14 protein-coding genes are annotated in these 12,710 nt (G+C 59.4%); 2 read left to right on the top strand and 12 right to left on the bottom strand.

Going from position 1 to position 12,710, the window contains the following annotated elements; translation table 11 throughout:
* Window positions 1–23: 23 nt before the first annotated feature.
* The 3 genes from minE to minC form a co-directional block, all read right to left on the bottom strand.
* Window positions 24–278, bottom strand: coding sequence for a cell division topological specificity factor MinE (gene minE / locus AC07ZE_RS21310; RefSeq protein ID WP_007974947.1), 255 nt, complete (start codon window positions 276–278; stop codon window positions 24–26).
* Between the two features lie 3 nt (window positions 279–281).
* The gene (gene minD / locus AC07ZE_RS21305) at window positions 282–1,094 is read right to left on the bottom strand and encodes a septum site-determining protein MinD (protein WP_060541535.1); all 813 of its coding nucleotides are present in this window, start codon (window positions 1,092–1,094) and stop codon (window positions 282–284) included.
* A gap of 201 nt (window positions 1,095–1,295) precedes the next feature.
* Window positions 1,296–2,033 carry a septum site-determining protein MinC gene (gene minC / locus AC07ZE_RS21300; RefSeq protein ID WP_207266531.1) on the bottom strand — a complete coding sequence of 246 codons (738 nt, stop codon included), beginning with the start codon at window positions 2,031–2,033 and terminating at the stop codon, window positions 1,296–1,298.
* A 118-nt stretch (window positions 2,034–2,151) separates the two neighbouring features.
* Here minC and AC07ZE_RS21295 point away from each other — a divergent pair, with 118 nt between their 5' ends.
* Window positions 2,152–3,084: a lipid A biosynthesis lauroyl acyltransferase gene (locus tag AC07ZE_RS21295; protein ID WP_207266530.1), complete on the top strand. Its 933-nt coding sequence runs from the start codon at window positions 2,152–2,154 to the stop codon at window positions 3,082–3,084.
* A 35-nt stretch (window positions 3,085–3,119) separates the two neighbouring features.
* Window positions 3,120–4,292 (top strand): patatin-like phospholipase family protein, encoded by a 1,173-nt coding sequence (locus AC07ZE_RS21290; protein ID WP_207266529.1) that lies wholly within the window; start codon window positions 3,120–3,122, stop codon window positions 4,290–4,292.
* Window positions 4,293–4,408: 116 nt separating this feature from the next.
* Here the strand turns inward: AC07ZE_RS21290 and AC07ZE_RS21285 are convergent, their stop codons facing one another.
* The 9 genes from AC07ZE_RS21285 to puuE form a co-directional block, all read right to left on the bottom strand.
* Complete coding sequence (locus AC07ZE_RS21285; RefSeq protein ID WP_207266528.1) at window positions 4,409–5,194, bottom strand: outer membrane protein OmpK; 786 nt, start codon at window positions 5,192–5,194, stop codon at window positions 4,409–4,411.
* Window positions 5,195–5,230: 36 nt separating this feature from the next.
* On the bottom strand, window positions 5,231–5,566 hold the full coding sequence (locus AC07ZE_RS21280; protein WP_207266527.1) for a hypothetical protein: 336 nt from the start codon (window positions 5,564–5,566) through the stop codon (window positions 5,231–5,233).
* A 1-nt stretch (window position 5,567) separates the two neighbouring features.
* Window positions 5,568–6,353 (bottom strand): outer membrane protein OmpK, encoded by a 786-nt coding sequence (locus AC07ZE_RS21275; protein ID WP_207266526.1) that lies wholly within the window; start codon window positions 6,351–6,353, stop codon window positions 5,568–5,570.
* A gap of 162 nt (window positions 6,354–6,515) precedes the next feature.
* Entirely contained in the window at window positions 6,516–7,865 is a 1,350-nt protein-coding gene (locus AC07ZE_RS21270; protein ID WP_207266525.1) for a nucleobase:cation symporter-2 family protein, read from the bottom strand.
* Between the two features lie 159 nt (window positions 7,866–8,024).
* Window positions 8,025–9,329 carry a urate hydroxylase PuuD gene (locus AC07ZE_RS21265; protein ID WP_207266524.1) on the bottom strand — a complete coding sequence of 435 codons (1,305 nt, stop codon included), beginning with the start codon at window positions 9,327–9,329 and terminating at the stop codon, window positions 8,025–8,027.
* 50 nt (window positions 9,330–9,379) lie between these two features.
* On the bottom strand, window positions 9,380–9,883 hold the full coding sequence (locus AC07ZE_RS21260; protein ID WP_085716886.1) for an ureidoglycolate lyase: 504 nt from the start codon (window positions 9,881–9,883) through the stop codon (window positions 9,380–9,382).
* 120 nt (window positions 9,884–10,003) lie between these two features.
* Window positions 10,004–10,999 (bottom strand): allantoicase, encoded by a 996-nt coding sequence (gene alc, locus AC07ZE_RS21255; protein WP_207266523.1) that lies wholly within the window; start codon window positions 10,997–10,999, stop codon window positions 10,004–10,006.
* 99 nt (window positions 11,000–11,098) lie between these two features.
* Entirely contained in the window at window positions 11,099–11,614 is a 516-nt protein-coding gene (gene uraD, locus AC07ZE_RS21250) for a 2-oxo-4-hydroxy-4-carboxy-5-ureidoimidazoline decarboxylase (RefSeq protein WP_207266522.1), read from the bottom strand.
* The gene (gene puuE / locus AC07ZE_RS21245; protein ID WP_095196831.1) at window positions 11,611–12,537 is read right to left on the bottom strand and encodes an allantoinase PuuE; all 927 of its coding nucleotides are present in this window, start codon (window positions 12,535–12,537) and stop codon (window positions 11,611–11,613) included. The genes uraD and puuE overlap by 4 nt, the downstream gene beginning before the upstream one ends.
* Between the last annotated feature and the right edge of the window lie 173 nt (window positions 12,538–12,710).

Here is a 12,710-nt window from a genome sequence, read left to right as displayed (position 1 = left end):
GCCGTGGCTCCAGCCGGATCGACTCAGCGATCTGGCAGGGTGATATTGAGTTCCAGAATCGAGCAGCTGCCCTGGCTTTCCAGTGCGACGTGCACGTCGTCGGACCCGATATTGACGTACTTGCGAATCACCTCGACCAGTTCCTTTTGCAAGGCCGGCAGGTAGTCCGGGGTACTGCGTTGGCCGCGTTCGTGCGCCACGATGATCTGTAGACGCTCTTTCGCTACCGACGCGGTGCTTTGCTTTTTGTTGGCACGAAAGAAGTCAAAAAGGTTCATTGCTTAGTTGCCTCCAAACAGGCGCTCGAAGAATCCCTTCTTCTGTACATCGAGGAATCGATGATCCACGGTCTTGCCCAGCAGGCGGTCAACGGTATCGCTGTAGGCCTGGCCGGCATCGCTCTGGTCGTCGAGGATCACTGGAACGCCCTGGTTGGATGCCTTGAGCACCGCCTGGGATTCCGGGATCACGCCGAGCAGGGCCACCGAGAGGATTTCCTTGACGTCTTCTACGCCGAGCATTTCGCCTTTGCTCACACGTTCCGGGTGATAACGGGTAATCAGCAAGTGTTCCTTGATCGGGTCTTCGCCGCGTTCGGCGCGACGGGACTTGCTGGCCAGCAGGCCGAGCATGCGGTCGGAGTCACGAACCGAGGACACTTCCGGGTTGGTCACGACGATCGCTTCGTCAGCGAAGTACATGGCCAGGTGGGCGCCTTTCTCGATGCCCGCCGGGGAGTCGCAGACCACGAACTCGAAGTCTTCCTTGAGTTGCATCAGGACCTTTTCCACGCCTTCGACGGTCAGCGCGTCTTTGTCGCGGGTCTGGCTGGCGGCCAGCACGTAGAGGTTTTCCAGGCGCTTGTCTTTGATCAGCGCCTGTTGCAGGTTGGCTTCGCCGTTGACGACGTTGACGAAGTCGTACACCACGCGGCGCTCGCAACCCATGATCAGGTCGAGGTTACGCAGACCGACGTCGAAGTCGACGATCACTGTTTTGTGGCCGCGCAGAGCGAGGCCGGTACCGATAGCGGCGCTGGTGGTGGTCTTACCCACACCACCCTTGCCGGATGTAACCACGAGAATCTTGGCCAAGGTGTTTCACCCCTAAGGAAAAAGGACTTTTAGCCCCTGAAAAACATCTCTTGAAAAACTACTGCAGTCGGACAGCCTTGGCTGGAATTCGGTTCTGGGCGGCGTTTACCTCCGGTAAACACTGCTTTTGGCCTGTTTCCTACTTCGTTTGAGCCGTTTTCGCTACGTTTTAGAGATGTTTGGAAAATGCGGCAGTATCCGTTAAAGCCGAATGATGTTCAACACATCGCCCGACAGGCTGACCTGTACACCCGAACCCCATAAAGGGTCGCGGCGCAGATCTTCGGACACCTTGTAATGACCTGCGATGGAGACCAGTTCAGCGCTCATTTGCTGACAGAAAATCCTGGCTTTCGTATCGCCTTTGACTCCGGCCAACACGCGACCACGCATGGGGCCGTATACATGGATGTTGCCATCGGCGAGAAGTTCCGCCCCCGGGCTGACCGAAGAGATCACCACCAGATCGCTGCCCTGAGCATAGATCTGCTGTCCGCCGCGTACGGGCGAGGTGATGATTTTTGTCGGTTTGATGGTTGGCTCCGGCGGTTTTTCCGGTTTTTTCGTCACAACGCCTTCGTTCAGGTCCAGCGGACGCTCGCGGGCACCGGACGGCGGCAGCACCGGAAGATCGACGGCGATGGCCGCGGCGATGTCTTCAATGCGGCTGGCACGAATCGCCAGGGTACGCAGGCCGTGCTGGCGGCAGACGCGCATCAGCCCCGGCAGATCGACCGCGCCTTCATGGGCCGGAAGTTTGTCCAGGGCCAGTACCAGAGGTGCATTACTGAAAAAACCAGGCGCCTGGGCAACCTTGGCGGCCAATTGCCGATCGAGGCCTTCGAGGTCGTTGCGGGCCAGCTCCAGCACCGTAATGGCGAGCATGCTGCCCTTCAGCTGGAACACGGGATCTTGGTCTAGCGGTTCGGTTTGGCTCATGGTCGGCATACAGAGACTTGTCACTAAAAGTGCCGAGACTTATAACGAGAACGCCCGCAGGCCGCAAGCCGGGTCGAACGATGTAGAATGCGCGGCCCTTGTCTTTTCGGAAGCTTTAATGGATCGCCCGCGTTTTCGAACCTCCTTTCTATCTCCACGTTTCTGGCCGCTGTGGTTGGGCCTGGGGCTGTTGTGGCTGATTGTCCAGTTGCCGTACCCGGCATTGCTGTGGATCGGTCGCGGTCTGGGTGCCTTGATGTATCGGGCGGCCGGCGACCGACGGCGCATCGCCAAGCGCAATCTGGAACTGTGTTTCCCTGAAAAGTCAGCTGCCGAGCGCAAGCGTCTGCTCAAGGAAAATTTCGCCTCGACCGGCATCGCTTTCTTCGAAATGGCGATGAGCTGGTGGTGGTCCCGCGAGCGTCTGGCCAAACTGGCCCATATCGAAGGGCTGGAATATCTGCAGCAAGCCCAGCGCGAAGGCAAGGGCGTGATTCTGATGGCGGTGCATTTCACCACCCTGGAAATCGGCGCCGCATTGCTTGGCCAGCAGCACACCATCGACGGCATGTACCGCGAACACAAAAACCCGTTGTTCGATTATGTCCAGCGTCGTGGTCGCGAGCGGCACAACCTCGACTCGCTGGCGGTCGAGCGTGAAGACGTACGCGGCATGCTCAAATTGCTGCGCTCGGGCCGGGCGATCTGGTATGCACCGGACCAGGACTACGGCGCCAAGCAAAGCATCTTCGTGCCGTTGTTCGGCATCCAGGCGGCGACCGTCACCGCCACCAGCAAGTTTGCACGGCTGGGCAAGGCGCTGGTGGTGCCGTTCACCCAGGAGCGCCTGGCGGACGGTAGCGGTTATCGGTTGGTAATCCATGCGCCGCTGGAAGGCTTCCCCGGGGAAACCGAGGAAGAAGATTGCCTGCGTATCAATCAATGGATCGAGGGTGTGCTGCGCGAGTGTCCGGAGCAATACCTCTGGGCCCATCGCCGCTTCAAGAGCCGTCCACCCGGCGAGCCCAGGTTGTACGCCAAGCGCGGTTGATCAATCGATTCCACTGAGCACCATGGAGTGTTGCGATGCGTCCTGCTGAACCGGTTACAGGTTTGATTCTTTCCGGCGGCGGGGCTCGGGCGGCCTATCAGGTCGGTGTACTGGCGGCGATTGCCGAGCTCCTGCCATTGGGGGCAGACAATCCGTTTCCGGTGATCGTCGGCACTTCGGCCGGGGCGATCAATGCGGTCAGCCTGGCCAGCGGAGCCACGGATTTTCGCGCCGCCATCGAGCGATTGACCGCCTTCTGGCAAGGCTTTCGCAGTCATCTGGTGTTGCGCAGTGACTGGCCAGGGGTGATCCGCCAGGCCAGTCGCTTTGTCGGTCACAGCCTGCTGGGCCTTGGCGCTCAGGTCCCCGTGGCGTTGCTCAACAGTTCGCCACTGCGCGACCTGCTCCATGACAAGTTGCACATGACCGGCATTGCAGAAGCCATCTCACAAAAGCAGCTGCACGCGGTGGCCGTCACGGCGTTTGGGTACGAGTCCGGTCAGGCCGTGACGTTTTATCAGGGTGGCGGCACCATCGATGCCTGGTTGCGCCATCGCCGGATTGGCGTTCCTACCCAGTTATCCGTTGAGCATCTGCTCGCCAGTTCGGCCATCCCGCTGCTGTTTGCCCCGGTGAAAATCGGCGAAGAGTATTTCGGCGATGGCGCGGTGCGCCAATCGGCACCAATCAGCCCGGCGCTGCATCTGGGCGCCAGCCGCGTTTTGGTGGTGGGGGTCAGTGGCAATCCACGGGGCGTTGATCCGGAGCAACCCTTGCAACGTGCCTGGACCGGGCAGCAGCCGACCCTGGCGCAGATTGGCGGGCACCTGCTCAACAGTACGTTCATTGACAGCCTGGAAAGCGATATCGAGTTGCTGCAGCGCTTGAATCAGTTCAGTCATCTCATGCCCGATGGCACGCCGATTCGCACACTGGGCGTGGCGCCGGTGGAGGTGCTGGTGATTTCGCCCAGCCAGCCGATCGACGAGATTGCCGCACGCCATCGCCAGGAATTGCCGGCGGCATTGCGCCTGTTCCTGCGCGGGCCGGGGGCGACCAAGACCAGCGGGGCGGGGGTGTTGAGTTATCTGTTGTTCGAGGCGGGGTATTGCAGCGAGTTGATTGATCTGGGGCGGCGGGATGCGTTGGCCAAGAAGGAAGAGTTGTGCCGGTTTCTGGGGTTGGCGGAGCCTGTGGTATCGGCTTGAGATCGGTGTCGCGGCATTCGCGAGCCGGCTCGCTCCCACAGAGGGTCTTCAGTGCGACAAAGATCAACTGTGGGAGCGAGCCGGCTCCGGGCGGCGTTCCGACAAAGCTTTTCAGATCAGAAGTGAACCTTGACCAGGAAGCTGGTCACGCTTTGATCGGTCTTGAAGCCCTCGCTGTCTTCGATACCGTATTTGTTTTTCCAGTAATCGTATTCAACACCGACGTACAACTGCTTCTCGCCCAGATTCAGCGCCTTGCCCAGGTCGTATTTGATCTGTGGGTTGAAGTGCAGGTTGGCGTGGTATTCGCCTTTGGCGTTGGAGTCGTTGTCGACCACCCAATCCATGAAACCGTCGATGAGCACGTCGGAGTCGCCCACCGGGATGGTGTAGGACCAGACCGGGGTGATCTGCCAGATATCGTCACCCGGACGGCTGCCTTCGGTATGACGGTTGTAGAAGTTCAACTGGAAGTAGTCGAAACCGGGGATGGCCAGATCGAAGCCTGGACCGATCAGGTAGGACTCGGTGTCGTTCTCGCCGAACTCATAGGTCATGGCCAGCAGGACGTCTTTGATCGGGCCGAATTCCAGCTTCTGGTCGAAGATCTTGCCGAACGACAGGCGCGGGGCGAATTCACCGTAGTGGGTGTTCTCGCCCGCGAACGCATCTTCCTTGCCGTTGTAGAAGATCTTGTCGATAAAGAAGAAGTTGTCACCGTATTTCCAGCCATCGGCGTGTTCGAAGGTCACCGTCTGCTGGATGCGCGGGTTGACCTGGAAGTCCTTGCCATACAGATAGGTCAGGCTGTTGTTCTGCCATTGCAGCAAGTCGCCGGCCATGGCCTGCCCCCCCGCCAGCATTGATCCCGCCAGCATCAGGCTAGTGCACGTGCGTTTCATTCGGTTGCTCCCAAAAAGTAGTGGTTTCATGTTTTTTTAAGGTCGACGCTCTGGTGTGGCGCCTTTTTCTGTAACGGCAAAAAAAATCATCCATACGGTCAGCTTGAGTGCTGTCAGCAAACGCTGCGCCAAGGTTTTCGAAAACAAAAAAACTCCCGCTCGGCTGCTCAAAAACAGTCGATTGAGAGTGATTGGGGAATGCCTTGGTACCGTCCAGTGCCGGGATAAGTTGGCTTTCTGGTCAGGAATTAAATCCGGGCTTTTTTTTAAAGCGGATTCAGGCGGCCGCGGAGAATACTGACTCCAGGGCCCGCTCTCAAGTGCTCCGCAACAGCGCACCGACGACAGGTTTGGGGCGCGGTTGCGGATCATCTTAGAAATGCACCTTTACCAGCAGGCTGGTGGTGCTTTCATGGGTGTCGAGGTTGGTGTTGTTTTCGACGCCGTACTTGTCTTTCCAGTAGCTGTACTCGACGCCGACATACACCTGTTTCTCACGCCAGCCGAAGGCTTTGCCCAGGTCATATTTGATTTGCGGGTTGAAGTGCAGGTTGGCGTGATAGGTGCCGCGCGCGTTCTGGTCGTTGTCCACGACCCAGTCGATGTAGCCGTCGATCAGCAGGCTCGAATTGCCCATCGGCAGGGTGTAGGACCAGGCTGGCGTGATCTGCCAGACATCATCGCCGGGACGCGAGCCTTCGGTCTGGCGATAGTAGAAGTTCAGGGTGAAAAAGTTGAAGCCCGGTACCTTGAGGTCGAAACCGGGACCCATCAGATAGGCTTCGCTGTCGTCTTCGCCGTTCTCGTAGGTCATGGCCAGCAACACGTCCTTGATCGGGCCGAATTCGAAGCGGCGGTCGAAGATTTTGCCGAAGGAGAGTCGTGGGCTGAATTCGCCGTAATAAGCGTGAACGCCTTTGTTCCGGTCTTTCTCGCCGTTGTAGTAGGTGCTGTCGACGAACAGGAAGTTGTCACCATACTTCCAGCGATCGGCGTGTTCGAAGGTGATCGTCTGCTGGATCGACGGGTTGATCGCGAAATCCTTGCCGTACAGATAGCTCAGGCTGTTGGTCTGCCAAAGCAGCAAATCGCCGGCCATGGCCTGGCTTGCAGCCATAAGACAGCCACCCAACAGCATGGTTTCCTGGGTACGAATCATCTGTGCTCCCTCTTGTTTTTATTTTTCGAGGCGCAGGCAGCCCCCGACCCTGTGGGGCGGACTTGCTCGCGAAGAGGGCGGTACATTCAACAGAGATGTTGACGGTCAGACCGCTTTCGCGAGCAGGCTCGCTCCCACAGGTTTCGTGTGTTGTCTTTCAGTTCAGTGGGCGTGGCAGTCGTTGGCGGCGCGTTCGGTGCCACCGAGGATGTTGAACAACAGGTTCAATGTCAGGGCGCTGAGGGTGGCCATGGCGATACCGCTGTGGGTGATCGGGCTCATCCACACAGGCAGATGGGCAAAAAACTCCGGACGCACCACCGGGATCAAACCCATGCCGATGCTCACCGCTACCAGCAACTGGTTGCGACGGTCACCGATGTCGGCCTCCTGAAGAATCTTGATCCCGGTGGCGGCGACCATGCCGAACATCGCGATGGCTGCGCCGCCCAGCACCGCTGGTGGAATCGACGCCACCAGGAACGCCGCTTTTGGCAGCAGGCTGAGGACGATCAACAAGCCCCCGGCGACGATCGTCACCGAACGGCAGCGCACGCCGGTCATCTGTACCAGGCCGATGTTCTGGGCGAAGGAGGAGTGGGTGAAGGTGTTGAAGAAGCCGGCGAAGAACGAAGCGCCGGCATCGCACAGCAAGCCGCGTCGCAACATGCGCGGGCAGACTTCCTGACCGGTGATCTTGCCCAGCGCAAGGAACATCCCGGTGGACTCGACGAAAATGATCACCACCACCAGGCACATCGAAAGAATCGGTGCGAGTTCGAACTTCGGCATGCCGAAGTGCAGCGGGGTCACGAATTGCAGCCATGGCGCCTGGGCCATGCCACTGAGATCAACCATGCCGATCAGACCGCAGAGCACATAACCCAGGCACATGCCGATCAGCACGGAAATATTGACCCAGAAACCGCGCATGAAGCGATGGACCAGCAGGATGGTGCCCAGCACCAGCGCGGCAATGGTCAGGTAGATCGGGGAACCGAACTGAGCGGCTTCGGCGCCACCACCGGCCCAGTTTACGGCGACGGGGAACAGCGACAAACCGATCGAGGTGATGACCGTGCCGGTTACCAGTGGCGGAAAGAAGCGTACGACTTTGGACATGAACGGGGCGATGAGCATGCCGAAGAACCCGGCGGCGATGGTGGCGCCGAAGATCCCTTGCAGGCCGATACCGGGCATGCCAGCCATGGCGACCATGCTGCCGACGGCGGCAAAACTGGCGCCCATCATCACGGGCATGCGGATGCCCATGGGGCCGATGCCCAAGGATTGAACAATGGTGGCGATGCCGGCGACCAGCAGGTCGGCGTTGATCAGGAAGGCGATTTCTTCACGACTCAGGCCAGCGGCCTGTCCGATGATCAGCGGCACCGCGATGGCTCCGCCGTACATCAGCAGAACGTGTTGCAGGCCAACCAGGATCAGTTGCAAAAGGGGCAAACGCTGAATGGCGGGTGCGTCGGGGATGCGCGCTTGGGATAGCTCGGACATGCAACACCTCGGATCTTTTTTATTCTTGTGATGTACAGCTGCAATGTTGCTGGCAGCTGTATTCGAATCAGGACCGCGTTGCGGCCATTCGCGAGCAGGCTCGCTCCCACAGGTTTCGCATTGTCTGTGTGGGAGCGAGCCGGCTCGCGAAGTTTTTACTCAGTTGGTCGGGGCACCCTGAACGATCCAGGCGCCGATCAGGTCACGTTCCTGCTGGGTCATCTGGGTGATGTTGCCCAGCGGCATGATCTGGGTGGCGACTGCTTGAGCCTGGATCCGTGCCGCGTTCTGGCGGATCTGCTCGGGCGTGTCGAGCATCACGCCGCCCGGAGCCGCACTGAACAGCGGGCTGGTCGGTTTGGCCGAGTGGCAGACCGCGCAACGCTCCTGAATCACGCTGTGCACCTTGTCGAAGCCAGGGCCTGTGTTGGACGCCTGAGCTGGAGCGGCTGCGGGCGCCTCTGCAGGTTTTGCTTCAGCCGGTTTCAAACCAGCGCCCACTGCTGTTTCCGGCAGGGGTTGATACTCGATAGCAGCAGGTGCCTTGGCCACTTCCGGGGCGCTGGACATCGGCTTCGGACCGGAGACATAAGCCAGGCAAATCATGCCCACCGCTGCCACCGGCAGGGTCCAGGCATACTTGTGGCTGTCGTGACGGGTGTTGAAGTAGTGACGCACCAACACCGCCAGCACCGCGATCCCGGCCAGGATCAACCAGTTGTACTGGCTGCCGTAGGTGCTCGGGAAGTGGTTGCTGATCATGATGAACAGCACTGGCAGGGTGAAGTAGTTGTTGTGACGCGAACGCAGCAGGCCTTTGGCCGGCAGCGCCGGATCGGGCGTGCGGTTTTCGGCGATGGCCGCGACCAGTGCGCGTTGCGCCGGCATGATGATGCGGAACACGTTGCCGACCATGATGGTGCCGATGATCGCGCCGACGTGCAGGTACGCACCACGACCGCTGAACACTTTGCTGAAACCGTAGGCGGCGCCGATGATCAGCACGAACAGGATGAAACCCAGCAAAGCAGGGCGTTTGCCCAGGGCCGAGTCGCAGAGGAAGGAGTAGATGAACCAGCCGATGAACAGCGAGCCCAGACCGATGGCCACGCCTTCAGGGCCGCTCAGGGTGCTGCCCGGAGCCAGCAGGTAGAGCGTCGGGTTGGAGTAGAACACCACGCACAACAGCGCGATCCCCGATAGCCAGGTGAAGTAGGCTTCCCATTTGAACCAGTGCAGGTTGTCCGGCATGGTCGGTGGGGCCAGTTTGTATTTTTCCAGGTGGTAGATGCCGCCGCCGTGGATCGCCCACAAATCACCGGCCAGACCGCTTTTCGGGTTGACCCGATTGAGGTTGTTTTCCAGCCAGACGAAGTAGAACGACGCGCCGATCCAGGCCACACCGGTAATCATATGAACCCAGCGCACGCTCAGGTTCAGCCATTCCAACAGATGTGCTTCCACAGTCTTTACCTCTCGCCTGTCACTCTGTTGTCGAGTGATCAGACCTTCTCTTATTGGTGGGGGGCGAGGATCAAACGCTCATCCTCTTTGAAAAAATGCTCATCGCAGTTATTGCCTGTGCCACTGCGATCAACCACCAGGAAGTCATCCCGCTTTTCGATCGTCAGCACCGGGTGGTGCCAGACGCCGCGATGGTAATTAATGCCCTGCCTGCCGTTGGTGACGAAGGCGCGGACCAAGCCTGATACAGGTACATCGCCAAGTGGCGCGACCACGATCAGAAAGGGGTTGCCGAGCAGCGGAATGAAAGCCTGGCTGCCCAGCGGATGACGCTCCAGCATGCTGACGGTCAGGGGCATGTCCTGCGCGTCGGCGCGGAAGATGCTGATGATCGCCTTGTCCTCTGGCGTGGCGGTTTCCACCGTCGCCAGTTTGTGGAAGCGCATGGTCGAACCGTTGTTGATCATGAAGTGATCGCTGCCGTCGGTTTCGATGACGTCACCGAAAGGGGCGAAGGCTTCTTTGGTCAGCGGTTCAATCGTCAGTGTGCGCATGCGGGTCTTCTTATCCGAATTCTGTGTTGTTGGTTCTGTTGCTATCGCTCGCAGGCTGGCTCCCACATTGGGAATGCATTCCCCTGTGGGAGCCAGCCTGCTGGCGATTGGGTTCAGCGCTTATTTAGCGACCTTGCCCAAAACGCGCAGGCGGCTCACGCCACCATCCGGGAACACGTTCAGGCGGATGTGAGTGATAGGGCCCAGCGCCTTGATCTGCTCGGCGAAGGTGTGTTCGGCGTGCATTTCCAGTTTCTGGCTTGGCAGCAGTTCGCGCCAGAACAGCGACTGGGTTTCGATCTGGCTGTCAGTACCACCCTTGACGAACGCGCCCTGGATCGAGCAGCTGTCCGGGTAGTTGCCCTTGAAGTGCAAAGTGTCGACGACGACTTTCTCGACTTCACCGGCATGGCCCAGGGCGACGATCACCCAGTCATTGCCAGGCGTGCGGCGACGTGCGGTTTCCCAGCCATCGCCCATGTTGATGCCACGGCCCGGGTTGAGGATGTTGCTCATGCGGCCGAAGTGCTCATCGGAGCAGGCGAGGGCGCGACCGCCGTTCAGGGCCGCAGCCAGGTCGACTTGTTCGTTGTCGCCAACGGCCGACCAGTCGCGGAACGGAATGCCATACACGCGCAGACGGGCCACGCCGCCATCCGGGTAGATGTTGAAGCGCAGGTGGCTGAAGGCTTGCTCGTTGCTGATTTCGTGGTAGTGGTGGCTGTTGCCTTGCAGCTCGACGGCGGACAGCACTTCAGTCCATTGGGTGTTTTCGTCCGGCTCGCCTTCGGCCAGGAAGCAGGCTTCCAGGGAGGCCGACGGCGGGAAGTTACCGGTGAAGAATGAAGTGTCGATGTCCACGCCTTTGATCGAGCCCGGCACGCCCAGGCGGATGACCGCGCTGTCGTAACCTTCGAAGCGCTTGCGGCGCGACTCCCAGCCATCCATCCACTTGCCGTTGTCATCGAACACGCCCTCCTTCCACACGGCCGGGGTCGGTTGGAACAGACGGTTGGCGTCTGCGAACCAGTCATCGGTGACCGAGATGATTTTGGTGCCCAGGCGGGCATCGGCCAGGTTCACAAACTTCTCGAAAGGTACGGCGTAAGCTTTCATTCTTCTTGTCTGCCTTTAATAAGTTGGCTTGGGATGCTTGCTGGCCCTGGGTGCTTTTTGCGTTTGAGCGCACCCGCGACTTTTCACAAGGGCCGCTCGCTATAGGGTCAGTAAGCGGAACAGGGCGATCTTGTTGATCTCCGCCAGCGCGCACTTGAACTCGGTGTCGACCGGGTTGTGGATGCGCGTTTCGAACGCTGCGAGGATCTGATGCCGGTTGCTGCCTTTTACCGCCATGATGAAGGGAAACTTGAACTTGGCCTTGTAGGCGTCGTTCAGCTCGGTGAAGCGAGAAAACTCTTCGGCCGTGCATTGGTGAATCCCCGCGCCCGACTGTTCTTCAGTGCTGGCCGCGGTAAGCTGGCCCTGGACGGCAGCTTTGCCGGCCAGGTCCGGGTGGGCGTTGATCAGTGCCAGCTGGCTGGTGTGATCGGCGCTCAACAGGATGTCGCTCATGCGCTGGTGCAGGGTTTCGATCTCGTCGATCGAAGCGTCCTGGCCCAGCTCGAAAGCCTTTTCGGCTACCCATGGCGAATGTTCGTAGATATCGGCGAAGGCGTTGACGAAGGCGTCGCGGCTCAGGGTCGAGGGTTTGACGGTTTGAAAGGTGCTCATTTGGCAGCCCCTTGGTACGGGTGGGTTTGCTGCCAGTGGCGCGCGATATCGACGCGACGGCTGAACCACACCTGTTCATGACTTTTAGCGTATTCGATAAAGCGCTTGAGCGAGGCCAGACGCGCCGGACGGCCGATCAGGCGGCAGTGCAGGCCGATCGACAGCATCTTCGGTGCATCGGCGCCTTCGGCGTACAACACATCGAATGCGTCCTTGAGGTATTCGAAGAAATCGTCGCCCTTGTTGAAGCCCTGGACCTGGGTGAAGCGCATGTCGTTGGTGTCCAGGGTGTACGGGATCACCAGGTGCGGCTTGCCGGTCGGGTTATTCGGTTCCCAATAGGGCAGGTCGTCGTCGTAGGTGTCGCTGTCATAGAGGAAACCACCTTCTTCCATCACCAGGCGACGGGTGTTCGGGCCGGTGCGGCCGGTGTACCAGCCCAGCGGACGTTCGCCGGTGATTTCAGTAAGGATGCGGATCGCTTCGAGCATGTGCTCGCGTTCCTGGGCTTCGTCCATGTATTGGTAATCGATCCAGCGGTAGCCGTGGCTGCAGATCTCGTGGCCGGCATCGACCATCGCTCGGATCACGTCCGGGTGACGCTGGGCGGCCATGGCGACGGCGAAGATGGTCAGCGGAATGTCGAATTCCTTGAACAGTTTCAGAATCCGCCAGACGCCGGCGCGGCTGCCATACTCGTACAGTGATTCCATGCTCATGTTGCGCGCGCCTTGCAGCGGTTGCGCCGAGACCATCTCCGAAAGGAACGCTTCGGATTCTTTATCTCCGTGCAGGATGTTGCGCTCGCCACCCTCTTCGTAATTGAGCACGAAGGACAGGGCGATCCGGGCATTGCCCGGCCAGTGTGGGTGAGGAGGGTTACTGCCGTAACCGGTCAGGTCGCGTGGGTAGTCAGCGCTCACTGCAGTCTTCCTTCTTATTCGTGGCTTATACAAAGTCAGGGTTGTGTAGCGCGCCTGCAAGTGGGAAGTCAGGCTGGCGTCACAGTGATGGGGTGATTGTATACAACTTTATATTCACTTTGTAAGCCTGATTTTTCGCATTTTTCGCTAACGGTCATCTTAGCGTGCTATTG

The organism is Pseudomonas sp. GW101-3H06 (genome assembly GCF_059424605.1).
The sequence above is the reverse complement of the archived record's forward strand: the minus strand, read 5'-3'. Positions and strand labels throughout refer to the sequence as shown.